This window comes from Acidovorax sp. JMULE5, from assembly GCF_013376875.1.
Lineage (GTDB): Bacteria > Pseudomonadota > Gammaproteobacteria > Burkholderiales > Burkholderiaceae_C > Acidovorax > Acidovorax facilis.
In genome coordinates, this window is sequence record NZ_CP035951.1 from 4,984,216 (window position 1) to 5,007,032 (window position 22,817).

Here is a 22,817-nt window from a genome sequence, read left to right on the forward strand (position 1 = left end):
CTGGCCTGCAGGCCTGCCGAAGCTGCGTGCAGCTTCGGCCTTTCAACCAGCCCCGGGCTGCAGTCTTGGTGTGACTCGTTTGGAGTTTTTTGGGGGGCTGTCAGCAGCCCAGCATCCGTGCCAGATCGTTCAGGTCTTTGGCGTGCAGGTCATTGCCTGGCTGGGGTGATCCATCTTTGGGATGGGCCCTGCCGAGTTCGTACGGGCGCTCGATGTAGGCCGTGCGCAGGCCGCAGGCGCGCGCGGCGGCCAGGTCGTCGTGGTGGGTGGCTACCAGCGCCACCTGTTTGGGCTGCAGGTCAAACACGCGCGCTACGCCCAGGTAGGTCTCCGGGCTGGGTTTGTAGGCCTTGAACACCTCGGCGCTCAGCACGCAGTCCCACGGTAGCCTGGCACGCTTGGCCATGTTGGTGAGCAGGCCGATGTTGCCGTTGGACAGCGTGGTGATGGTGAAGCGTGTCTTGAGCCGCGTGAGGCCTTCCACGCTGTCGGGCCAGGCATCGAGCCGGTGCCACACATGGTTGAGGTGGCGGCGTTCGGCGTCAGACAGTTGTGCCAGGCCAAAGCGCGGCAGGATCTCGTCGAGGATGCTTCGGTGCAGGTCGTCGATCCGCGTCCAGCCCTGCTCACCCCGCATCACGCGGGCCATGGCCGGCTGGTAGCCGGCGCGCCACGCCAGCGCAAACGCATCGCCATCCACAGCGGGGTACAGCGCCTGCATCTCGCGCACGATGCTGCCGTGCCAGTCCACCACGGTGCCAAAGATGTCGAATGCCAGCACCTTTACGGTGCTGGCGATGTGGTCTGCTGTGCTTGGAGTGCTCGTCATTCGCAGTCCTTGAAAAAGGAGGAAGGGCGTGGTCAGGGCGTCAGCCTAGCAGCCATTGCTGGAATGGCTTTGAACCTGGGTTACATATTTCCCCGCTTCAGCAAGGCAATGCTTTGCATGCTATGGTTACAAAAATCGGGTTTACCCCCGTAACTGCGTTTCTTTCTCTCCTTCCCCTTGTCTCGTCTACCTCCTGCGCCCTACCGTCGCTTGTCGGTGCAGCGTCTCCTCTGTTGTTGCCATGACCGCGCCCCTTTCCCCCACGTCCATCGCCGCCACCCCCACCGACGACCGCACCCTGGTGCGTGCCGTGCTGGCCCTGGGGGTCGGCGGCTTTTCCATCGGCACGGGTGAATTCGTCATCATGGGCCTGCTGCCTGAGGTGGCGCGCGACATTGGTGTGAGCATTCCGCAGGCCGGGCATGTCATCAGCGCCTATGCGCTGGGCGTGGTGGTGGGCGCGCCGGTGCTGGCAGTGCTGTGTGCCCACTGGGGGCGGCGCGCGCTGCTGATGGCGCTGATGGCGGTGTATGCGCTGGGCAATTTCGCATCGGCGCTGGCTCCGGGCTATGGGTCGCTGAGCGCCATGCGCCTGTTCACCGGTCTGCCACACGGCACCTACTTTGGCGTGGCCGCGCTGGTGGCCGCCGCACTGGCGCCACCGGGGCGCCGCGCACGCGCAGTGGGTTGGGTCATGCTGGGCCTTACCACCGCCACGCTGGTGGGTGTGCCCATTGCCGCCGCCCTGGGCGAGCACTTTGGCTGGCGCGCTGCATTTGTGTTTGTGGGGTTGATCGCGGTGGCCGCCGTGGTCATGGTGCGCCTTTGGGTGCCCGCCATGCCCGCATCGCACGGCGCCAGCCCGCTGCGCGAGCTGGGCGCGCTGGCGCGCAAGCAGGTGTGGTTCACGCTGGGCATTGGCGCCATCGGTTTTGGTGGCATGTTTGCAGTGTTCAGCTACATCAAGCCCACCTTGATCGAGGTGGCCGGCATGCCGCCCGCGCTCATGCCCTTTGTGCTGTCGCTGTTTGGCCTGGGTATGGTGGTGGGCAACATCGTGGGCTCGCGCATGGCGGACAAGGCGCTGATGCCTGCTGTGGGCAAGGTACTGGTGTGGTCCATCCTCGTGCTGGCGCTGTTTGTGCCCGCCGCACACCACCCTGCCAGCGCCGCGCTGGCCACGTTCTTCCTGGGAACCTTGGTGGCCATCGGCCCTGCGCTGCAGATCCGCCTGATGGACGTGGCAGGCGACGCGCAGACCCTGGCCGCCGCGCTCAACCACTCGGCCTTCAACGCCGCCAACGCGCTCGGTGCCTGGCTGGGCGGGGTGGGCATTGCGGCAGGCTTGGGCTGGACGTCTACCGGGTGGGTGGGCGTGTTGCTGGGGCTTGGCGGCGTGGGCATGTTTGCGTGGGCGCTGGTTAGCGAGCGGAACACCAAGCGCTTTGCCGCCTGACGCCCAAGGGCCACTGACCTGTGTCGTGTAGCGGCGGTGCGACACTGCCGCAATCCACGGAGAAATGACCGCGTTGTGCCTTAAAGTGGCAGCGGGCCGGCCTTTCTGCCAGCCACGTCGCTCGGACGGTTCCGGGCGCTTACGTGAAAGTCACCACAGCATGTCTGCTTCTCAAGGCAAGCGCCGCTTTGCGCGCATCGATCGCCTCCCTCCCTACGTCTTCAACATCACGGCCGAGCTGAAACTCGCTGCCCGCCGCCGTGGCGAAGACATCATCGACATGAGCATGGGCAACCCCGACGGGGCCACGCCGCCACACATCGTCGCCAAGCTCACCGAAGTGGCCCAGCGGCCCGACACCCACGGCTACAGCGCCAGCAAAGGCATCCCGCGCCTGCGCCGCGCCATCAGCCACTGGTACAAAGACCGTTACGCGGTGGACATCAACCCCGACACCGAGGCCATCGTCACCATCGGCTCCAAAGAAGGGTTGGCCCACCTCATGCTTGCCACGCTGGACCGGGGCGACACCGTGCTGGTGCCCGACCCGAGCTACCCCATCCACATCTACGGTGCGGTGATTGCCGGTGCCGACATCCGCAGCGTGCCTGTGGCGCCCGATGTGGATTTTTTTGCCGAGCTGGAAAAGGCCATCCGCGGCAGCTACCCCAAGCCCAAGATGATGATCTTTGGCTTCCCTAGCAACCCCACCGCGCAGTGCGTGGAGCTGAGTTTCTTCGAGCGCGTGATCGCCCTGGCCAAGAAGCACGACATCCTGGTGGTGCACGACCTGGCCTATGCCGACATCGTGTACGACGGCTACCGCGCCCCCAGCATCATGGAAGTGCCCGGCGCCAAGGACGTGGCGGTGGAGTTTTTCACCCTGAGCAAAAGCTACAACATGGCTGGCTGGCGCGTGGGCTTCATGGTGGGCAACCCCGATCTGGTGGCCGCGCTCGCCCGAATCAAGAGCTACCACGACTACGGCACCTTCACGCCCCTGCAGGTGGCCGCCATTGCCGCGCTGGAAGGCGACCAGCAATGCGTGAAAGACATCGCCGCCCAGTACCAGCGCCGCCGCGACGTGCTCTACAAGGGGCTCACCGAAGCGGGTTGGGCGGTGGACTGCCCCAAGGCCAGCATGTACATCTGGGCCCGCATCCCCGAGCCGTATCGCGCGCTGGGTTCACTGGAATTTGCGAGGCAACTGCTGGACAAGGCCAAGGTGTGTGTGTCGCCGGGCATTGGCTTTGGCGACCAAGGGGACGAATACGTGCGCTTTGCTTTGATCGAGAACGAGGCGCGGATTCGGCAGGCGGTGCGGGGGATTCGCGCAATGTTTAAGGGTGATGGTTTGCTGAAGGTGCCTGCAGCAGCCGCCTCCTGAGCGGAGATCACACATCGAACAACGGGTGGATCATTGCTGCTAGAAAAAGCTCTGCGGAATTCGTTGGGGCTTGCTGGTGTTTGTGAGTGGTGATCCGTCTCTTGTGATGCTTTTATTTCAGTGGCGCACTCGGTGTTGTTCGGGCGTTTCTGCTGCTCGGTTGCCCTGTGAGTTCATCGAGCTAGCACGGAGTAGTTTTCTTGATGGTGGCTTCCATAGCCCTGAGCAGGACACCAAAACGCTGCGCGTTTTCGGGAATGTGGTTAACCATAAAAAACTCAGCGAAATAGCCTTGCGCAATCTGCGGCCGGTTCTTAACGAGCTGTCTTTTTGTTTCCCCGAGGGTCAATGTGGCGCCTTCACTTCTTGACTTGCGAAAGATGCGCATAGCCGCTGCTTTTAGCTCTTTTGGATGCGCTGCGTTCTTCAAATACTCCAGCATCAATTCCTCGAACCAGCCTTCCGCAGAAACGAACACCATTTGCCCACGTTCAAGCTTGTCTTTGTTCATTGTGGCCAAGGCCAGGTCCAAGTCCTGCGAGTGAATGATTTCGCGATAAAAGCTCCTGAACCTGTTCAGTAAATCGCTCGGTGAGAGATCTTTCGAGGGACCAAGTAACGCGTAACAAGGCGCTCCTCTGCGCAACGAAACTCCGGAGATACAGCTCACGCCAAAGCACGCAGAAACAGATAGAAGCAGGTTGAATCCGCTGGCTCGATTTAACGGAATCAGCGCATCGCATATCTCCCGCCAGTGGATTTCTCCTCCCCGGAAGTGAAGCCCGAAATCGTCTTCTCCGTGAGCCTCTATGTGGACGATCGGGCGCAGACCTTCCAGAGCAGCCTGCGTCGCTAGATTCGCTATGACAGCTCGGAATTCATGAGGCGTCGCAACGTCAACATGCGACACGGTAATTGGCGTCTGTAAATCTTCAAGCTGGCAGCTGAGGTAGCCTGCCAGTTCTCTGCCGGTTTGAAATTCTCGGGACGGCAGGGATTCGATGATGGCAATGTGATTGACCCGAAAACTGTGCTTTGAAGCTTTGCGAGTGTCCATTCTCGGAATGTTGATTGACTTTGTGAGAGCGCGCCGGTGGAGCTACATCGCCCATATCCTAGGCGCCTCCCCCCCCAACCCCCACAACACCTCCCGCCAAGCCACCCGCACCGCCTTGAGCAGTTTCATCGCGGGCTCCACCTGCGCCGCCAGCACGCGCACCACCACCATGCGGTCGTTGGGGCTGGTGGCGCCAGCGGTGGCTTTGACCTGGGGGTGCTGATCCATCACTGCACGGGCCGCGTCCAGGGCCGCGTCGCGGCGCGTGCGGTCGAGCGGCGTGCCTGCGGCAAAGAACATGCTGGCCATGCAGCGGTGGCCCGCTAAACCCAAGGGGCTGCTCAGCAGCCGGTCGTCTGCGGCGTCGATCACGCCGCGCTCCAGCCACAGGCCGGGCACATCCAGGTGCTGGGTGAAGCGGCCTTGCTCAAACGGCTGGCCCGCGTGCGGCAGGCCCAGTGCGGTCACGTCCCAGGCGATGCATTCGGCGCCGGGGGCGAGGTTCAGCGTGAGGTGGTTTTCGGCGTGGCAGGCGCTGTAGCACAGGGCCTCCAGCGGCAGCCATTCCAGGCGTGCGCCCTCGGCCAGGGTGAGGTGGCTGCGCTGCAAGGCCAGCGGGCCGGTGGAGCGGTAGAAGCGCGTGGCGCCGGGCGTGGTGACCAGGCCGTGGGCGCCGGGGCCGACGGTGGTGGTGATGTCCAGCGTGTCGCCGCCCACCAGGCCGCCGGGTGGATGCACCAGCACGTTGTGGCAGATGGCGTCGCCCTCGGGGTACAGGCTTTGCAGGATGCGCAGCGGCCCGTTGTGCTCATAGCGGGCTACGGTGCGGGCGTTGTTGTTTTGTGCCGTGTAGTCGAGCTGCAGGCGGGCGTGCCAGGACATGGGGAGTCTTTGCTATCAAATAAGTAGCTTATTGCGCAATGCAGATAAGCGCTAGGGGCCTTTGGGGTCGAATAATAGCTGACGGTAGGTGGGTGCTTGGTTTGTTTTCGGAGACGGGCCGGTGGCGGGGCTGCACCGCATCGTCTGCTCCCCCCTTTGGCAGGCCCTCCCTCGCGACAACGGCGCGAGGGGCGATTTTTGTGAGCTGTTCTAAAACTCCAGGTTGTCAATCAGCCTCGTGCTGCCCAGCCGCGCAGCCCCCAGTGCAACCAGCGAGCCCGCTGCATCGGCCGCTGTGGCGGGCAACAGGTCGGCGCGGCGGCGCACGGTGAGGTAGTCCGGTGCCCAGCCCCGCGCGCGCAGGGCGTCCAAGGCCCGGGGCTCCACCGCGCTGCGGTCGTTGGGCGCAGCGTTCAGCCATTGCTGTGCCAGTTGCTTCAATGCCTGCGACAGGGCTACGGCTTCTTGCCGCTCTTCCAGGCTGAGGTAGCCGTTGCGTGAACTCAATGCCAGGCCATCGGCCGCGCGGTAGGTCTCGCCCGCTACCACCTCAATCGGCAGCGCAAACTGCTGCACCATGTGGCGGATCACCATGAGCTGCTGGTAGTCCTTCTTGCCGAACACGGCGGTGCCGCCCGTCTGGCCGAGCACGCAGGCAAAGAGCTTCATCACCACCGTGCTCACGCCTGTGAAGAAGCCGGGGCGGAAATGGCCTTCCAGCATGTCGGCCAGTGCTGCGTCGGGGTGCACCTTGAAGGTCTGGGGCTGTGGGTACAGGTCGGCCTCGCGCGGGGCAAACAGCACATCGCAGCCCGCAGCTTGCAGCTGTGCGCAATCGGCCTCCCAGGTGCGGGGGTAGCTGTCAAAGTCCTCGTGCGGCAAAAACTGCAGGCGATTCACAAAGATGCTGGCCACCGTCACGTCGCCCAGGCGCTTGGCCTGGCGCACCAGGGCGATGTGCCCGTCGTGCAGGTTGCCCATGGTGGGCACAAAGGCGGGGTGGCGATAGGAGGCCAGGGCCTGGCGCAGGTCTGCAATGGAGCGGGCAATCAGCATGGGGTGGGAGAGGTCGAAAAGAAATGAAGAAATGCGGTTAAGGCTCACCAGGCGTGCAAGGCGTTGTCCGGGAACTGCCCCTGCTTCACAGCCTGCACATAGGCCTCCATGGCGCCGCGTACGCTGCCTGCGTCCTGCATGAAGTTGTGGACGAACTTCGGCATCTTTCCGAGGTTCATGCCCAGCATGTCGTGCAACACCAGCACCTGGCCGGCGGTGCCGTTGCCTGCGCCGATGCCGATGGTGTGGCAGTGCAGCAGCTCGGCAGTGAGGTCGGCGGCCAGTATGGCGGGCACCATCTCCAGCACCAGCATGGTGGAGCCTGCGTCTTGCAGCTCATGCGCCTCCTTGCGCAGGGTGCGGGCGTCATCGTCGGTCTTGCCCTGAACACGGTAGCCGCCCAGGGCATGCACCGTCTGCGGTGTGAGGCCCAGGTGGGCGCACACCGGCACGCCGCGCCGCACTAAAAACTCCACCGTGGGCGCCGTCCAGCCCCCGCCTTCGAGCTTGACCATGTGCGCTCCCGCCTGCATCAATACGCAGGCGCTGCGCAGCGCCTGCTCTCGGCTCTCGGCATAGGTGCCGTAGGGCAGGTCGGCCACGAGCCAGGCCGTGCCCTGCACGCGGTGCAGACCACGCGCTACGCTGGCCGTGTGGTAGGCCATGGTGTCCAGCGTCACGCCCACCGTGCTGGGCAGGCCCTGGCACACCATGCCCAGCGAATCGCCCACCAGGATGCATTCCACCCCCGCCGCATCGGCCACGGCCGCAAAAGTGGCGTCGTAGGCGGTGAGCATGGTGATCTTCTCGCCCGCTGCGCGCATCTGCGCCAGGCGCGGCAGGCTGACCGGGCGGCGCTGGGGCAGGGGGGATGCGGGCGGCAGAGTGCCGTAGGGTGTGGCTGGGGGGCTGCAGGGCTGGTCATGGGGCGCTCCGGTCAGGGGCTGTGAAATTGCGGCCGAGTCTATGCGAGATGGGGGCGGCGCTCGCCACACCCCATACTTGAGAAATTGCTACTTATTTAATAGCTGATTGCGCTTTCTGTGCAATGCCCAGAAAGCTATTTGGCTTGGGTTAGGGCTGCACGGCGTGCGCCACCAGGGCGGGTGTCAACGCTCGGGCAATGCGCGCCAACGGCGCCACAGGGGCGACAAGGCGGCCACCAGCAGGGCCGTGCTGACGGCTACGGCGGGCGCGCCCATCAGCAGCTCCGGCCACGAGCCGTCGGGCAGCTCCAGCGCGCGGGTGGCTTCGTCCCACACGCTGGCCGACCCCGCCAGGGACAGCGCCAGGCCCAGGCCCAGCAGCGTGGAGCCCCCCCAGGGGCGGCGCAGCAGCGCAATGCGCACCCAGGCCAGCGCCAGCAGCGTGGCCGGCACCAGCGGCAGCAGGATGTTGTTGGCCAGGCCCGCCACGCCCAGAAGCATCAGCGCGGGGGCGGCCAGCGTGAGCGCGCCACACAGGGCAGCAATCTGCCGCAGCGACAGCAGCCGCGCGGCGATCAGCGCCAGCGCCGCGAAGAAGCCTGCGCTGGCGGCGGCCAGCACACTGCCGCGCTGGCGCTCCTGCGCCCTTTGCGACGGCGTGGCGCCTTCCAGGTGGTGGGCGACGAGGCCGGGCTGTGCCATGCCGTAGCGGGGGTGTGCCCATTGCACCAGGCGGGGCGGCGGACTGAGGTGCTGTTGCAGCGCGCTGTGCAGGTTGTCGCGCCATTGGCTGGGCGAACGCGCGAGGTCGCCGGCAAAGCAGGCACGGGGGTCGCGAGAAACGGCGACATCGCAATCCCGCCCATCCCGGGGAGACTGGGCAGCCCGGGCGTCCCGTGCGCGGTCCTGCGGCTGCGCGGTGCCTGCATGCTGCGCCTTGTAGTTGCGCCAATCTTGGGCCAGGGGCGATTGCAGGGCTGCCTGGTAGGCGCTGACGAGCTGCTGCGCCTGGTCCTGCGCCGACGCCCCCGGCCGCAGGGGTGCGTATCCCCATCGGCCCAGCGCCGCGCCGTAGTGCGCCAGTTGCTGCGCAATGGCATCGGTGTCGGCCTGGGCCAGCCAATGCAGGGATTGCAGCGCGTTGGTTGCGCAGCCGGGGTCGTATTCCCTGTACCTCTGGTTCTCGTTGCATTTGTCGTTGTCATGGATCTCGGCGGCGGCTGTGGCCGGCTCAGCAGCCTGCATGGCCTGTGCGGCCTGTGTCCACTCGACCAGCCGCGCCGCGTTGTCCTGCGCCAGCAGCAGCTCCCAGCGGCGCACATGCCACGCCGCCTGCTGCTGGGCGGCGGTGTCCTGGCCCTGCCACAGGCGCTGGATGCGGTCGCGGTAGGCCGCGTCCAGCAGCAGCGTTGGGGCCAGCAGCAGGGCAAAAAACAGTGCGCCCCACAGGTATTCGCACCACAGGCCCAGGCGCGGCGCGGGTGCGATCTCGCGCCAGCGGTTGTGGATGCGCACGCGCCACAGCCACCACAGCGCCAGGCCAAAGGCGATCATCCAGGCGATGATGCCGCCCACCTGCTGCGTCGTGTCCTCGGGCCGGTTCCACGTGGCGACCACTGTGCCTTCGGGGCTGCCCATCCAGCGCGCGGGTTCGGCCGTCCAGCCAATCCACCCGCCGAACATCAGCAGGCACCACAGCAGCGCCAGCGGCAGATACCAGTGCAGGCGCAACTGCCACAGCAGCGGGCTGTGCATCAAAAACCATTGATCCCAGGCAGTGGTCAGGCGGCGCATGGTGTGTCAATCTTTCACGAAAAGGCGGCGGGTCGAGTCGGTGATGTCGCGCAAATAGCCCAGCGGCAGCCCCGCATCCACGGCGGCGCGCAGGAAGTCGGCGGCGCTGGTGTCGCCCTGAAAGCTCACGATGTGTGTGTGTCCGTTGACCTGGTGCGTGTGCGGGGGCAACTGGCCCAGCCAGGCGCTTAGGATGGGCTCCGGCCAGCTTGTCTCGAACTCGATCGCGCAGCCCGCCATCTGCGCAAAGCGTTCCTGCACGCTGCGCGGGTGGCCGTGCTCCAGGAACAGAACGGCGTCGGCCACTTTCTCCACCTCATACAGCTGTTGCGAACTCAGTACCAGCGCCATCGGGCGCCAGGGCGAGCGCGCCAGCGATTGCAGATCGGACAGCAGGGTCTGCTGGGCGTTGATGTCCAGGTTGGCCAGCGGTTCGTCAAGCAACAGCACGCACGGCTGGGTGAGCAGCGCGCGGGCGAGTTCAAAGCGCATCTTGTAGCCCGAGGAGAGCTGCTTCCACTGGTGGCCGCGAAAGGGCCGCAGCGACAGCCGGGCAATCACCAGCTCCACCAGGCAGCGGTTGGCCTCGCCCACCACGCCGTGGCTGCGCGCGGCGAACTGCAGGTGGTCCATGAGCCGCCCGCCCCAGGGGTGTGGGCGCTGCGGGATGTAAGCCAGCTGTGATCGCAAGGCATAGGGGTCGCGGGCAGTGGCGCCCCAGTCGAGCTGGCCGGCGTCTGGCGCCAGATCGGCCGCGAGCAGGCGCAGCAGGGTGGTCTTGCCATTGCCGTTCTCGCCCACCAGGCCCAGGATGTGGCCTGGCGCCACCTGCACGTCCACCGGGCCCAGGGTGAAAGCCCCCTTGCGAAAGCGCTTGACCAGCCCGGAGCCCTGCACCCGCCGGGCCTGCCTGCCTGTTGCTGTAAGCGTTGCGCTGTGGGTGTGGTGGTGGGCGCCGCGTACGGCGGCGAGGGCGGTGTGCAGCAGCGCGGCGCGTTGTGCTGCCGGGGCCTGGGCTGGTAGTGCATCCCAGGCGTCCAGGCTGGTCAGCACCTGCTGCTGCACGGACAGAGGTACGGGCAGGGCTGCGTCCAGCAGCGTGCACCAGGCGCCGTGCCATTGGCCTGCGCCCAGTGCGTGCTCGGCCGCCAGCGCCCATGGCGGCGCGTGCGCAGGGGCGGGCTGCGCCGAAGCCGTCGCATTGTTTTCCATGTGGACTCCCTCTGTGGATAGGCCCGTCTGTGCGGGCTGCGGGTGGCGGCGTGCGGGCCGCACCCGGCACGTCGGTGGCGGGGCTTTATAGCATTTGCCCCCGGTGGGGGGAGCGATGCCGCTATGCTTGGCGCCCCATGAACAAACGCCGCGACAACCCGATGACTCCTGAAGCCCTGGCGACACTGGCGCACGAGGATGTGCACCGCGCCCTGCAAGAAGACGTGGGCAGCGGTGACCTGACCGCCGGCCTGATCGACCCCACCCGCCGCGCCCGTGCCCGCATCCTGGCGCGCGAATCCGCCGTGATCTGCGGCGCCCCCTGGGCCGAAGCCGCCTTGCGCGCACTCGACCCCACGGTCCAAATCACCTGGCATGTGGCCGAGGGCCAGCGATGCGCGCCCGACCAGGTGGTGCTGGAGCTGGAAGGCAATGCCCGCGCACTACTGTCGGCCGAGCGCACGGCGCTCAATTTTCTGCAGCTGCTGTCGGCCGTGGCTACCAAGACCCGCACCTATGTGGATGTGGTGGCCGGCACCCGCGCCCACATCGTGGACACGCGCAAGACCATCCCGGGCCTGCGGCTGGCGCAAAAGTACGCTGTGCGCGTGGGCGGTGGCACCAATCACCGCATCGGTCTGCACGACGCAGTGCTCATCAAGGAAAACCACATTGCCGCCGCCGGTGGCGTGACGGCTGTGCTCAAAGCCGCCCAGGCTGTAGCAGCTCAAGCAAAGTTCGTCGAGATTGAAGTGGAAACCCTGGAACAGCTGACCGAGGCGCTCGATGCGGGTGCCAAGATGGTGCTGCTCGACAACATGCCGCTGCCCACGCTGCGCGAGGCGGTGCGCATCAACGCGGGCCGTGCGGTTCTGGAAATATCGGGTGGCGTCACGCTCGAAGGCCTGCGCGAACTGGCCGAGACGGGGGTGGACCGCATCTCCATTGGCACGCTGACCAAAGACGTCAAGGCGACGGACTTTTCCATGCGTCTGCAGGAGCTGTCATGACCACCACTGCCGTGCTGAACCGCATCGACGTGGAGTACGAGCAGCCGCTCGATACCGAGGAAGGCTCCGTCTGCTCCACCAAACACGCCTGGGCGCGCGTGCCACCCGAACCCACGCAGGCCGAACGCCTCGCGCTCAAGGACAAGATTCACCGCCTGCTCAAAGAGAAAAACGCGGTGATGGTGTCGCACTACTACGTGCACCCCGATCTGCAGGACCTGGCTGAGGAAACCGGCGGCCTGGTGAGCGACTCGCTGGAGATGGCGCGGTTTGGCCGCGACCATGCCGCGCAGACCCTGGTGGTGAGCGGCGTACGCTTCATGGGAGAGACGGCCAAGATTCTGAGCCCCGAAAAGACCGTGCTCATGCCAGACCTTGATGCGACCTGCTCGCTCGACCTGGGCTGTCCTGTGGAGGAATTCAGCGCGTTTTGCGACGCCCACCCCGACCGCACCGTGGTGGTCTACGCCAACACCAGCGCGGCCGTGAAGGCGCGGGCCGATTGGCTGGTCACCTCCAGCTGCGCGCTCGACATCGTCGGCGCCTTGAAGGCAGCAGGGCAAAAGATCCTGTGGGCGCCCGACCGCCACCTGGGCGCCTACATCCAGCGCGAAACCGGGGCCGACATGGTGTTCTGGAACGGTGCCTGCATCGTGCACGACGAGTTCAAAGCCTTCGAGCTGGAGGCGCTCAAAAAGGATCACCCCCACGCCAAGGTGCTGGTCCACCCCGAAAGCCCTGCAGACGTGATCGCCCTGGCCGACGCCGTGGGCTCCACCAGCGCCATCCTCAAGGCCGCGCGCGAGATGGATGCCACCGAATTCATCGTGGCCACCGACAACGGCATGATGCACAAGCTGCGCACGCTGAACCCCGGCAAGGTGTTCATTGAGGCGCCCACCGCTGGCAACAGCGCCACCTGCAAAAGCTGCGCACATTGCCCCTGGATGGCGATGAACGGCCTGGCCGATGTGGCGCGGGTGCTGGAGACCGGCGCCAACGCGATCTATGTGGACCCGGCGCTGATCCGCGCGCGCGCGCCAGCCCATTGACCGCATGCTGGCCTTCACGGCCGCGCTGAGGAGTGGGCAGCCCACGGCTGGCCTGGTCCCTGGCATCGGGGCCGCCTGAGGCATCACGCAGGTATTGAATCGTGGCGTACCCGACGGGCGCGGACTACGCCACGCCGTCCACAATGACGTGCCGCGTGCCCGCCGAGCAGCTTTCAATGCGGGCCCGGATGCGATAGACATCGCGCAGCATGGTTGCCGTGATCACCTGCTCGCAAGGCCCGCTGTGCTGCGCTTGTCCGTTGGCGATCACCAGGGCATGGTCGCAGTAGCGCAGGGCCTGGTTGATGTCGTGCAGCGCGATGAACACGATCAGCCCCCGCTCCTGTGCCAGCGAGCGCATGAAGTCCAGCACCTGGATCTGGCGGTGCAGGTCGAGCGCGCTGGTGGGCTCGTCCATGAGCAGGATCTCGGGGTCGCGCGCCAGCGTCTGGGCGATGGACACCAGTTGCCGCTGGCCGCCACTGAGTTCCCCCAGGTTGCGAAAGGCCAGGTCTGCGATGCCCAGTGACACGGTGATGGTGTCCACCTGTGCCAGTTCGGCATCGCTCACCGCCCAGCCCTGGTGCTGCTGTTTGGCGGCCAGCAGTATGGATTCAACCACCGTGAGCCGCGCGGTGGCGCTGGTGTCCTGCGGCATGTAGCAGATGCCCTCGGGCCCCTTGCGGGAGCCCTGCAGAACGATCTGCCCCGGTCCCTTGAGCATGCCGGCCACGCGCTTGAACAGGGTCGATTTGCCGGCTGCGTTGGGGCCGATCACTGCCACCATCTGCCCCGCGTGGAAGACGGGCGTGTTGACATGCGAAAGCACCGTGCGGCTGCCATAGTGCGCGCCCACCCCTTGCAACTGGAGCGTCACCATGAGCGCTCCCTGCGGCCCAGGATGAGCGAGATGAAGAAGGGCACGCCTATGAGCGAGGTCACGACGCCGATGGGAAAGATGGCCCCAGGGATCAGCGTTTTGCTGACCACCGAGCTGATCGACAGCAGCAATGCGCCGGTCATGACCGACGCAGGCAGGAAGAACCGCTGGTCCTCGCCGATTAGCATGCGTGCAATGTGCGGGCCCACCAGGCCCACAAAGCCGATGGTGCCCACAAACGCCACCGGGAAGGCTGCCAGAAGGCTGATCAGCACCAGCGTTTGCAGCCGAAGGCGCGCCACGTTGATGCCGAAGCTGGCGGCCTTGTCATCGCCCAGGCGCAGGGCCGTCAGTGCCCAGCTGTTGCGCGCAAAAAGGGGCAGCGTGACCACAAGAACCAGGCAGGTCACACCCAGCTTCGGCCAGGTGGCCTTGGTCAGGCTGCCCATGGTCCAGAACACCACGGCCGCCACGGCTTGCTCGGTGGCGAAATACTGCACCAGCGCCAGCAGTGCATTGAAAGTGAACACCAGCGCAATGCCCAGCAGCACGATGGTCTCGGTGGTCACGCCGCGTTTCATGCTCAGCAGGTGGATCAACCCGGCGGACAGCATAGCCATCACAAAGGCATTCAGCGGCACCACATACCCGGCCACCGTGGGGAACAGGGCAACACCGAAGGCCAGCCCGAGCGCGGCGCCAAAGCTGGCCGCCGCCGAAATACCCAGCGTAAACGGACTGGCCAGCGGGTTGTTGAGCGTGGTCTGCATCTGTGCGCCCGCCACCGACAGCGCAGCACCCACAGCCAGCGCCATGAGCGCGGTGGGCAGGCGGATGTCCCACACCACCACGCGCAGTTGCACGGGCACGCTGTCGGGCCACAGCACAGCCTGCACCACGTCCCTCACGCTGTAGCCCACCGGCCCGAGTGCCAGGTCCAGCAGCAGGCTCAAGGTCGTCAGCACGAAAAAACCCAGCAGCAGCCAGCGCTTGCGGCGCACCAGGGCACGGTAGCCAGCGCTCTGGCTTGCAGGGGGTGCCATCGCCGTGGTCGTCATGGGGCAGCCTTGGCGATGGAGGGCACTGCGGAGGCTGTGGGTGTGGCGCCATCCAGGCTCACGAAGTAACCGGGTTCATAGGGCACGGGCAGAAAGCGTTCGTGCATCTCACGGTAAGTGGCGTCCGGGTCGAGGTCTGTGAACAAGGCCGGGTGGAACCACTTGGCCAACTGCTGGATGGCAACAAACTCGTACGGGCTGTTATAGAACTGGTGCCAAATGGCGTGGAACGCGCGGTCTTGCGCAGCCCGGGTTCCGGCGTAGGCGGGGCGGCGGGTATAGGTTTCGAGCTTGCGCCGGGCCTCCGCCAGGTCGGCACCGGGGCCCACGCCAATCCAGTGGCCCGAGGGTACGTAGGCCTCCCAGTTGGCGCTGGTGACCACGACCTGGTCAGGGTTGGAGGCGATTACCTGCTCGGGGTTGAGTTGGCCGAAGGTGCCGGGAATCACGCCCTTGGCAACGTTCGTGCCCCCCGCCACTTCCACGTATTTGCCGAAGTTCTCGTTGCCAAAGCTCAGGCAGCAGTCTTCGGTGTAGCCGCCGATGCGTTCGATGAACACCTTGGGGCGCGGGGGCTGCTGGGCGGCGATGGTGTCTGCCACACGCCGGATCTGCGCCGCGCGGTACGCGATGAACTCTTCGGCGCGCGCTTCCTTGCCAAGCAGCCGGCCCATCAGGCGCATGGTGGGCTCGGTGTTCTCCATGGGGCGATGGCGAAAGTCCACATACACCACCGGAATTCCCAGCGCCGCCAGTTTCTCGATGTAGCGGGCGTCATCGGTGGCCCGTTGGGCTTCGATGTTCAGCAGGATCACGTCGGGCTTCTGCGCGATGGCCTGCTCGATGTCGAAGGTGCCGTCTTCAAAGCCGCCAAAGGTGGGAATGTCGGCAATGCGCGGGAATTTCTTGGCGTACGCCGAATAGGTGTCGGGGTCGGCCTGGATCAGGTCCTTGCGCCAGCCCACGATGCGCTGGATCGGGTTGTCCGTATCGAGTGCGGCCACCAGGTACAACTGCCGCCCTTCGCCCAGGATCACGCGCTGCACCGGCGCCCGCACCTGCACGTTGCGCCCCAGCAGGTCGGTCACCGTGACGTGGTGGCTGCCGGAGGGCGGGGGGGATGCAGGGCCTTCGGGGGCTGCGGCCGGAGAAACCAGATAAATGCTGGCGGCGGCGATGCCTGCCAGCACAAGGATAAGAAGCGCGATGCGCCAGCGGTGACCCATTGCCATGTCAAAGACTCTTTGTGAATGAAGGGGTGGGGAGGAAAAAGATGCGGTGCGCCGTGGGGGTCATGGCCCGGCAAGGCTGGCTGCGCCTGGCCGGGTGCGGCGCATGCGCAGCACGGCGACGATGACCGCGAGGGCGCAGGCATAGGCCCCCGCTACAAGGAAGTAGGTGGTGTGCAGGCCCAGCAGTTGGGTCAGGCCCCCGCCCAGTGCGATGCCGGCCATGGACGAGAACTGGGCGGTGCTCTGCGCCACGCCCAGAATGCGCCCCTGGTGTTGCCCGCTCGTGGCATGCGAAATCTGGGCCATCAGCACCGGTGTGGTGGCGCCCAGCAGCACGCCCCAGGCAAAGTGCAGTGCAATAAAAAAAGCCACGCTGTGAGTAGCCCCCGCCAGCACCATCAGCAAGGCGCAGGCGGCAGCCACCCAGGCCATGCGGATCAGGGCGTCGGGGCCCTGCAAGCGCTCGAAGTAGCGCGCCCAGAGCGTGGCCGACACGATGAACCCCATGGAAAGAAGCCCGTAGCACAGGCCCACCACCCAGTTGTCCACGGCAAACACCGAGCGGACATACATCGCAAATGGGGTTTGCGTGAGCATGCGGGCCACCAGCAGGATCCCCAGCACGGCCAGCAGCCCCGCCACGGGGGACGCAAACCAGGGTGATGGTTTCACTGGCGTTGCGTCGCCTGCTGCTGATGAAGATGGTGCTGGCGATGGGATCGCCGTCACGCCCTGGGCCCTGCCTGCGGCAGGACGACGCGGCAGTAGCACGGCCACGGCCGCAGCGCACAGTGCGCACAGCAGCGCTGCGGTGAGGTTGATCCAGAAGAACGTGGCGTGGTCCAGGATGAGCCCGCCCGCCAGCGCCCCTGCCAGCGAGCCCACGTTGGTGGACACCTGCAGGTAGGCAAACAGGCGCCCCCGGACCGCAGGCACCACGGCGCTCACACCGTAGGCCTGCGCCGGTGCCAGATAGCCTGCGCACGCCCCTTGCAGAAAGCGCAGTGCCAGGATTGTCCAGACATCCAGCGTAAAGGCCAGGGCCAGCTGTGTGATGGCCAGCCCCAGGAGCGCACGGACCATCATGGGCTTGTGCCCGAAGCGGTCCCCTACCTTGCCCCAGAAGGTGCTGGTGAGCGCCACGCCCAGCATGGGACCCACATACACGGCAATGCCCGCAAACGCCAGCACGCCGGGCGATGCGCCCAGGGACTGCAGGTGCACCGGCCAGAAGGGCCCGCTCATTTCCATGGCGCCCATGGAAATGAGCTGGATCACGAACAGTGCGTGAACCAGGCGGGGCAGGGCGCTGGATGCGGCTGGCGTGGAGACCATCAAACCTTCCCGAAGGCCTGGGCCGCACCCAGCGGGTTGGGTAGCCGGTGCTGCAGGCGGTAGTCTGCGTATTGCTGCAGGTGCATGCGCAACACCGAGCGCGTGGGCCAGGCCGCGTGCAGAAACTGCTCGCGCTCCGCGCGCCACAACTGCGGCTCGACACGCGCCTGCACCGCATCGAAGGCGCCCTCGGTTTCCTCGCGAAGAATCTCCCACAGCCAGGTGGTGGGCAATTGGTACTCGTGCGTGAGCGCCAGGGCCAGCTCATGCAGATGGCACACAAAACAGGCGTCGAGCACGAAGGTGCGCACGGGTTCGATGTCGTCCCGGAAAACAGTGGGCAGGATGCCCGGGTGCACATAGGGCTGCAGTGTGTAGCCGCGCGCTTCCAGCAGCGGGGCAAACGTGCGTCCGTCGCCAAAGTCCCGGATCAGCAAACCCCGGGGGCTGCCATCCTCGGAACACAGCACGGACGTGTTTTGCTGGTGGGCCTCCAGGCCGATGCCGTAAAGCAGGTAGATCGCGACCACAGGCCGTGTGACGGCGCGCGCGTACTGCCTGAAATACGCACCCACCGTTTCAGGCGTGGCACGGCCCGCTGCGCGTTCGATCAGTTCCGTCACCAGCGGCCGTGCGTCCAGCGGCGAAGCCGTGAACAAGGTGGCTACCGTGATGGGCAGCAGACCGTCGCTGCGGTCCAGCGCCTGGCGGGCCCCGCGGTAGGCCACCGAGAGGTGCCGCCCCGGGCGGTCCTCCTGGCGGACTGCGTGGCGGTAGTGCAGCGCCACTTCTTCGGGAAAAATTTCAAGGCGGCGGTCAAAGCCGTTTTCCTCGGCCAAGATGCGTTCGATCACTGTGCTGATGCGCGGCCCCATGTGGATCGACTTGGCCTGCAGGCTGCGTTGTTCGCTGGTGAGCCACAGCGCCAGGGGCAGCTTGATGAACGGCGTGGCCCCGGGCAGCTGCGGCACCATGGTGCGAAACGACATGGTGGGGCGGGTGTCGATGTCGGTGCCGTCGGTGATGAGCACCCCCTCGGCAATTTCGTCCGCGTAGGCTTCCTTCACGTAGTGCTCCAGGTGCCACGTGTGGATGGGCAGGGGCAGCCAGTCGTCAGCGTTCTGCTGCCGTGCCCGAAGGCTATCGCTCCAGCGCTGCCACACGTCCGGGAACTGCTGGGAAAACCAGGTGCGGTAGTCCTGCACATGGGGCATGCGTTCCACATAGGCCATGTCGGCCCGCAGTGCAGCGATGCGCACGGGCACGCACGCATTGAATTCCGGTGACAGCTGTGCGACTTCGGTGGGGCTCAGCTGGGGCTTGGTTTTCCAGGTGGGGTAGAAGGGGTGCCCTTCGAGCGAGCCCCACTGCTCAAGCAGCACCGCAGCATCCCGCGCGGTACGGTGGTGGCGCACATAGTCCACCAGGCCCCTGGAGCCGGTGTCCAAAATGGCTCGCCGCAGTTCTTCGTTCCAGTGGCGGCGGTGGCCGCGTGCCAGCGCGTCATTGGCGACGCTGTTGGCCATGTCGTTCTTGAGCCCGGCGAGGCCCTGGGGCGTGGCGGTGAAGTCAAAACAGGGCGCGAGCAGATCGATGAGCTGGTCGGGTGTGTCGATGGCCGTCTTCTTGCCGCTCGGCTCCACGAGGGTGATCGTGCCGTCGAGAAGGAAGGTGCGGGCGGGCGCAGCCCGCAGCGCGGAGAAATACACCAGGGCATGGTGCTCCCACAGCGGGAACCAGGCCGTATTGCCGTGCGGAGCAAAGACCAGTGATCCACTGTCGAGAATGCCTTCGGCAAACAGGCAGCGCACCAGGCGCCGCAATGCGTTGTGCTGCGCGAAAGCCTGTGCGTCTTGTGGTGGTGAAGTGGAGGCAGGAGTTGGTTCCGGCCGGGCCAGGGTGTTGGTAGAGAGGTGCATGGGACAACAGGGCTGGGCACGCCCGTCAGGCGGGCCAGGTGGATGGGAAGTAGTCGAGCGCCGAGCCGCGCAGGCCCTGCATGTAGCCCACGTTCCAGTCGAAGATCTCCTGGATGTGGGGCAGCGGCACGTCCAGCCGCCGTCCCATTTCCACCAGCACGGCCAAGCCGTAGGCGACATCCTCCTGGAACGCGCGGCTGTCCTTGTCGATCACGTAGCCGGGTTGGCCAGCGGCCTGCACCATCGGGGCTTCGATGGCGTCGTAAGCCTGGTTGGAGCGCAGCACGGACAGCAGCGTGCGGGGGTCGCGTATCTGGTCTCCGTAGGCTTCGACGATCTCCTGGTGCAGGGGTTTGACCGACGACAGATTGATGCCCATGCGTTGCTCGGCGGCCTTGCACAGCCGCTGGTTTTCTTCGTCGCTGCGCGCGAGGAAATACGCGCCCAGTTCGGTGCAGTCCGTCCACCAACAGACGGGGGCGGGAAAGGGGCGGCCATGCGACTGGCTGTAGGGGCCCGCCAATCCATAGACCACTGAACTGTGCATGATGGGGTTGCCCGGCGTCAGCGTGATTTCGAGGTAGTGGTCGAGCAATTCCACCGGTGCTGCGTACAGGCGCTGCAGCATCCGTTGCAGGGCAGTGCGTGCGCTGGCGCCCTCTCGGGCGTGGGTGCCCACGTGCAGCACCTGCTTGGCGCCCCCCATGCGCACCGAGATGCCGGGGTGCAGGTCGTACGCGGTGTGGGGCACGTCCTTCATGCCCCAGATCACCGCGTTGGGCCGTTCTGCCAGGATGTTCTCGGCCAGCCAGTCAAAGCCGCAAAAGCCCGGGATGGCCCCCACATACACGGGTTTGTCGCGCGGCAGCGCCTGCACCATGCCGCGCAGCCAGGCGGCACGCACGTGGGCCGGCACGGTGAGGATCACGAGGTCTGCGTTGGCGACCAGGGTGGCATCGTGGCCCACTGTGTCCAGCCGCGCCCGCAGCGGGGGCGAGTCCGGCACCAAGGCGGTCAGTCCGTCGGGGTTGTCCTGGTGGCGCGCGATGACGTCCTGCCGCGTAGTGAGCAGGGACACGCGAACGCCGGGCACCTGCTTGAACAGCACCGCGTTCAGGTGCCCCGTTCGCCCGCCGCCGCAGACAACCACGTCCAGGTCTTGCATGGCATCCACGTTCAGGCCACCTTCAGCCGGTCGTTGGTACGCGGCAGTTCTTCCACCACGTCCTTGGCCAGCCAGCCGTCGAGCTGCGCCCAGACCGTGGGGTCGATGATGTTGCGCTCCTTGAGCCATGCCTCGTTGAACACGGTGTGCAGGTACTTCTCGCCCCCGTCGGCCACCACCGCCACCACATTGCCCGCGATCATGCCGCTGTGGATGAACTCCAGGGCCTTGTAGAGCACGCCGCCGGTGGATCCGCCCACCAGCAGGCCTGTGTGCTGCGCGAAGTAGCGGGCGGTTTCAAACGCCTGTGCATCAGTCACCTGCACGCCCAGGTCGATGCAGCTGTAGTCCAGCACCAGGCCCACGGTGTCGCCCTTGGGTGTGCCTGTGCCCGACTGGTAGTACGGCCGCCCAGGCTGCCCGAAGATGATGGAACCTGCAGGTTCGACCGCGATGGTGCGGGTGCGGGGGTTGTGCAGCTTGAGCCCGCGTGCAATGCCCGTCATCGAGCCACCCGTGCCCACGCAGCCCACATACGCGTCCACCGGGCCTTGGACCTGGTCGATCACTTCGCGCACGAAGTCGAAGTAGCCGCCCGCGTTGGCCACGTTGTCCGACTGGTTCATGAACACCGCACCAGGGATCTCGGAGGCCACTTCTGCCGCCAGGCGCTGGCGCTCCACCACGGCCACCTCGTCCTCGCGGTAGTCGCCCTCCACGTAGCGGATCTCCGCACCCAGTGCGCGCATCACAGCGATCTTGTCGGGCGCGGCATGGTGGTCCACCACCGCGATAAAGCGCAGGCCGAACTCGATGGCCGCAATGGCCAGTCCAATGCCGGTGTTGCCTGACGAAGACTCCACCACCACGCCACCGCGCTGCAGGCGGCCGGAGCGCATCGCCGCGACGATCATGTTGCGCGCCATGCGGTCCTTGATGCTCCCGCCTGGGTTGTTCTTCTCGATCTTGAGCAGCAGCCGCGTTTTCTTCGAAGGAATCGGGATGCCCAGGATGGGCGTGTGTCCGATCAGGTCCGTCACTTTGCTGAGAATCATGTCTTTACTCCGTTCGTTCGTCGTCTGGCGAAAAGGCCATGGCACCTGCCGCAGTGCGGGTGACTGCAATGCGGCGGGGCATGGGATGGCGGTGAAACTCGTTTTCCAGCAGGTCCATCTGGTAACCCGCGGTGTTGGCATACACCAGCAGGTCACCGGCCTGCGGCACACGCGCAAAGCCGATCCAGCGGTGGGTCAGAACATCGTCGTCCAGGCAGCTGTGCCCGGCGATGTAGGCCTGGCAAGCCTGTGGCGGTGTCGGGCGCGGTCCGTGGGCACTCCCAGGCACCAGCACTGGGTCCACCAGGAACTCGGAGCCGAACCAGGTCTCGCAGGCGCTGAAGCTGCTGCCTTCCACAAAGATCACATACTGTCCGTCGGCCAGCGGTTTCACCCGCGTGGCGCGAAAGACTGAGATGGCGGCCTGGTCCACCAGGCTGCGCCCGGGTTCGATGGCCAGTGTCAGGCCTGCCGCGTTCAGTGCCTGTGCCACGGTCATGCCCTCCGTGCACGCCGAGCACAGCAGTTGCTCCATCCACATGCAGGCGTCCACAGGCCCGCCATAGGGGTAGAACGATGTGGGCACCTTGCCGTTGCGGTAGTGCGCGCCATCCTGCGCTGCGAGAAAAGCGCTGTAGGCGGCGGTGTCCACATACCGAATGGGCAGGCCGCCGCCGATGTCCAGCATCCGGGCGTTCAGCCCCATGCGGCGGGCTTCATGCACCCAGGGCAGCAGCTCGCGCACGGCCTGCACACGCGGCTCGACCGCATAGCCCGACAGATGAAAGTGAAAGCCCTCCAGAACCATGCGTGCCTCTGGGTTGGCCAATCGGGCAAGGCCCGCGCGCAGGTCGCCAGCGCCCATGCCAAAGCGACTGGTGGCCAAGGCCTGGGGCCGGTAGCGCAGCAGCACGCGCGCCCGCTGGCCCGCGCCAGCAGACTGCAGGCAGTGATCCAGGTCTTGCAGCTCCTGCAGCGAGTCGATGGAAATGAGGGATGCGTTGTCCAGCAGCAGCTTGTGGAACGCCCGGGTCTTGGCCGGGCCGGTGGCGCACAGCCGCGTTGGGTCCGCACCAGCACGCAGTGCGTCACCCGCCTCGTAGAGGCTGGATACGTCCACGCCGATGCCAGCCTGCACGGCCGCGCGGACCAGGGCGGGCGACTTGTTGACCTTGGCCCCGTAAAAGATCTCAAAGGGCATGGGGTGGGACTGCAGCACGGCCGCCAGCTTGTGCACGTTGTCTTCCAGCCGCTGCGGCCAGACGAGGTGCAGCGGCGAGCCGTATTGGGCAACCAGGCCCGGCAGCATTGCGGGTGATGCGTGTACCAGTGCCGCCACCGCTTCATCCAGCAGCGGTGGCAGGGCTGGGTACACCTTGGCTGCCGTGGCCGCTGGCGGGGGCAGCGGCGTTGGCGCCGCTGCGGGTACGGTGGATGCATGCCGGTGCGCCGCCGTAACTTTGTTCATGCCCGCCAAGTCCGCCAACTCACCATGGTGCTGGGCTCGCATGG

The 22,817-nt window shown here is 66.0% G+C and carries 18 protein-coding genes and 1 pseudogene; 4 read left to right on the plus strand and 15 right to left on the minus strand.

Annotated features, from left to right (window positions below):
- Positions 1-100: 100 nt before the first annotated feature.
- Complete coding sequence (locus EXV95_RS22740; RefSeq protein ID WP_176888606.1) at positions 101-829, minus strand: haloacid dehalogenase type II; 729 nt, start codon at positions 827-829, stop codon at positions 101-103.
- A gap of 241 nt (positions 830-1,070) precedes the next feature.
- Here EXV95_RS22740 and EXV95_RS22745 point away from each other — a divergent pair, with 241 nt between their 5' ends.
- Positions 1,071-2,285, plus strand: a complete 1,215-nt coding sequence (locus EXV95_RS22745; protein ID WP_176888607.1) for an MFS transporter — start codon at positions 1,071-1,073, stop codon at positions 2,283-2,285.
- Between the two features lie 160 nt (positions 2,286-2,445).
- On the plus strand, positions 2,446-3,672 hold the full coding sequence (gene alaC / locus EXV95_RS22750; RefSeq protein ID WP_176888608.1) for an alanine transaminase: 1,227 nt from the start codon (positions 2,446-2,448) through the stop codon (positions 3,670-3,672).
- A 181-nt stretch (positions 3,673-3,853) separates the two neighbouring features.
- Here alaC and EXV95_RS22755 read toward each other — a convergent pair whose 3' ends face one another.
- The 6 genes from EXV95_RS22755 to EXV95_RS22780 all read right to left on the minus strand — a co-directional run bounded on the left by EXV95_RS22755 (position 3,854) and on the right by EXV95_RS22780 (position 10,599).
- Positions 3,854-4,729: a hypothetical protein gene (locus EXV95_RS22755; RefSeq protein WP_176888609.1), complete on the minus strand. Its 876-nt coding sequence runs from the start codon at positions 4,727-4,729 to the stop codon at positions 3,854-3,856.
- A 42-nt stretch (positions 4,730-4,771) separates the two neighbouring features.
- A complete protein-coding gene (locus EXV95_RS22760) occupies positions 4,772-5,611 on the minus strand; it encodes an urease accessory protein UreD (protein ID WP_176888610.1) in 840 nt (279 codons plus the stop codon).
- 210 nt (positions 5,612-5,821) lie between these two features.
- Positions 5,822-6,667 carry a pantoate--beta-alanine ligase gene (gene panC / locus EXV95_RS22765; protein ID WP_176888611.1) on the minus strand — a complete coding sequence of 282 codons (846 nt, stop codon included), beginning with the start codon at positions 6,665-6,667 and terminating at the stop codon, positions 5,822-5,824.
- 44 nt (positions 6,668-6,711) lie between these two features.
- On the minus strand, positions 6,712-7,608 hold the full coding sequence (panB, locus tag EXV95_RS22770) for a 3-methyl-2-oxobutanoate hydroxymethyltransferase (RefSeq protein ID WP_176889151.1): 897 nt from the start codon (positions 7,606-7,608) through the stop codon (positions 6,712-6,714).
- 168 nt (positions 7,609-7,776) lie between these two features.
- The gene (locus EXV95_RS22775; protein WP_176888612.1) at positions 7,777-9,387 is read right to left on the minus strand and encodes a hypothetical protein; all 1,611 of its coding nucleotides are present in this window, start codon (positions 9,385-9,387) and stop codon (positions 7,777-7,779) included.
- Positions 9,388-9,393: 6 nt separating this feature from the next.
- Positions 9,394-10,599: an ABC transporter ATP-binding protein gene (locus EXV95_RS22780; protein ID WP_176888613.1), complete on the minus strand. Its 1,206-nt coding sequence runs from the start codon at positions 10,597-10,599 to the stop codon at positions 9,394-9,396.
- Positions 10,600-10,736: 137 nt separating this feature from the next.
- On the opposite strand from EXV95_RS22780, the gene nadC reads away from it, so the two are divergent.
- A complete protein-coding gene (gene nadC, locus EXV95_RS22785; protein WP_255484844.1) occupies positions 10,737-11,609 on the plus strand; it encodes a carboxylating nicotinate-nucleotide diphosphorylase in 873 nt (290 codons plus the stop codon).
- Positions 11,606-12,740 (plus strand): annotated as a pseudogene (gene nadA, locus EXV95_RS22790) (quinolinate synthase NadA). Before nadC ends, nadA begins: the two are co-directional and overlap by 4 nt.
- Positions 12,741-12,785: 45 nt before the next feature.
- On the opposite strand, the gene EXV95_RS22795 reads toward nadA, so the two are convergent.
- Genes EXV95_RS22795 through EXV95_RS22830 form a run of 8 tightly spaced genes read right to left on the minus strand, consistent with a single transcriptional unit; the run spans position 12,786 to position 22,815 of the window.
- Positions 12,786-13,541: an ABC transporter ATP-binding protein gene (locus tag EXV95_RS22795; RefSeq protein WP_176888614.1), complete on the minus strand. Its 756-nt coding sequence runs from the start codon at positions 13,539-13,541 to the stop codon at positions 12,786-12,788.
- A complete protein-coding gene (locus EXV95_RS22800) occupies positions 13,535-14,599 on the minus strand; it encodes an iron ABC transporter permease (protein WP_176888615.1) in 1,065 nt (354 codons plus the stop codon). The genes EXV95_RS22795 and EXV95_RS22800 overlap by 7 nt, the downstream gene beginning before the upstream one ends.
- Entirely contained in the window at positions 14,596-15,831 is a 1,236-nt protein-coding gene (locus tag EXV95_RS22805) for an ABC transporter substrate-binding protein (RefSeq protein WP_176888616.1), read from the minus strand. Before EXV95_RS22805 ends, EXV95_RS22800 begins: the two co-directional genes overlap by 4 nt.
- Before the next feature lie 60 nt (positions 15,832-15,891).
- On the minus strand, positions 15,892-17,166 hold the full coding sequence (locus EXV95_RS22810; RefSeq protein ID WP_176888617.1) for an MFS transporter: 1,275 nt from the start codon (positions 17,164-17,166) through the stop codon (positions 15,892-15,894).
- The gene (locus tag EXV95_RS22815) at positions 17,166-19,085 is read right to left on the minus strand and encodes an IucA/IucC family siderophore biosynthesis protein (RefSeq protein WP_176888618.1); all 1,920 of its coding nucleotides are present in this window, start codon (positions 19,083-19,085) and stop codon (positions 17,166-17,168) included. The genes EXV95_RS22810 and EXV95_RS22815 overlap by 1 nt, the downstream gene beginning before the upstream one ends.
- Before the next feature lie 25 nt (positions 19,086-19,110).
- Entirely contained in the window at positions 19,111-20,250 is a 1,140-nt protein-coding gene (locus EXV95_RS22820; RefSeq protein ID WP_176889153.1) for an NAD/NADP octopine/nopaline dehydrogenase family protein, read from the minus strand.
- Positions 20,251-20,261: 11 nt separating this feature from the next.
- Positions 20,262-21,305 carry a PLP-dependent cysteine synthase family protein gene (locus tag EXV95_RS22825; protein WP_176888619.1) on the minus strand — a complete coding sequence of 348 codons (1,044 nt, stop codon included), beginning with the start codon at positions 21,303-21,305 and terminating at the stop codon, positions 20,262-20,264.
- Between the two features lie 4 nt (positions 21,306-21,309).
- Positions 21,310-22,815, minus strand: a complete 1,506-nt coding sequence (locus EXV95_RS22830; RefSeq protein ID WP_255484845.1) for a Y4yA family PLP-dependent enzyme — start codon at positions 22,813-22,815, stop codon at positions 21,310-21,312.
- Between the last annotated feature and the right edge of the window lie 2 nt (positions 22,816-22,817).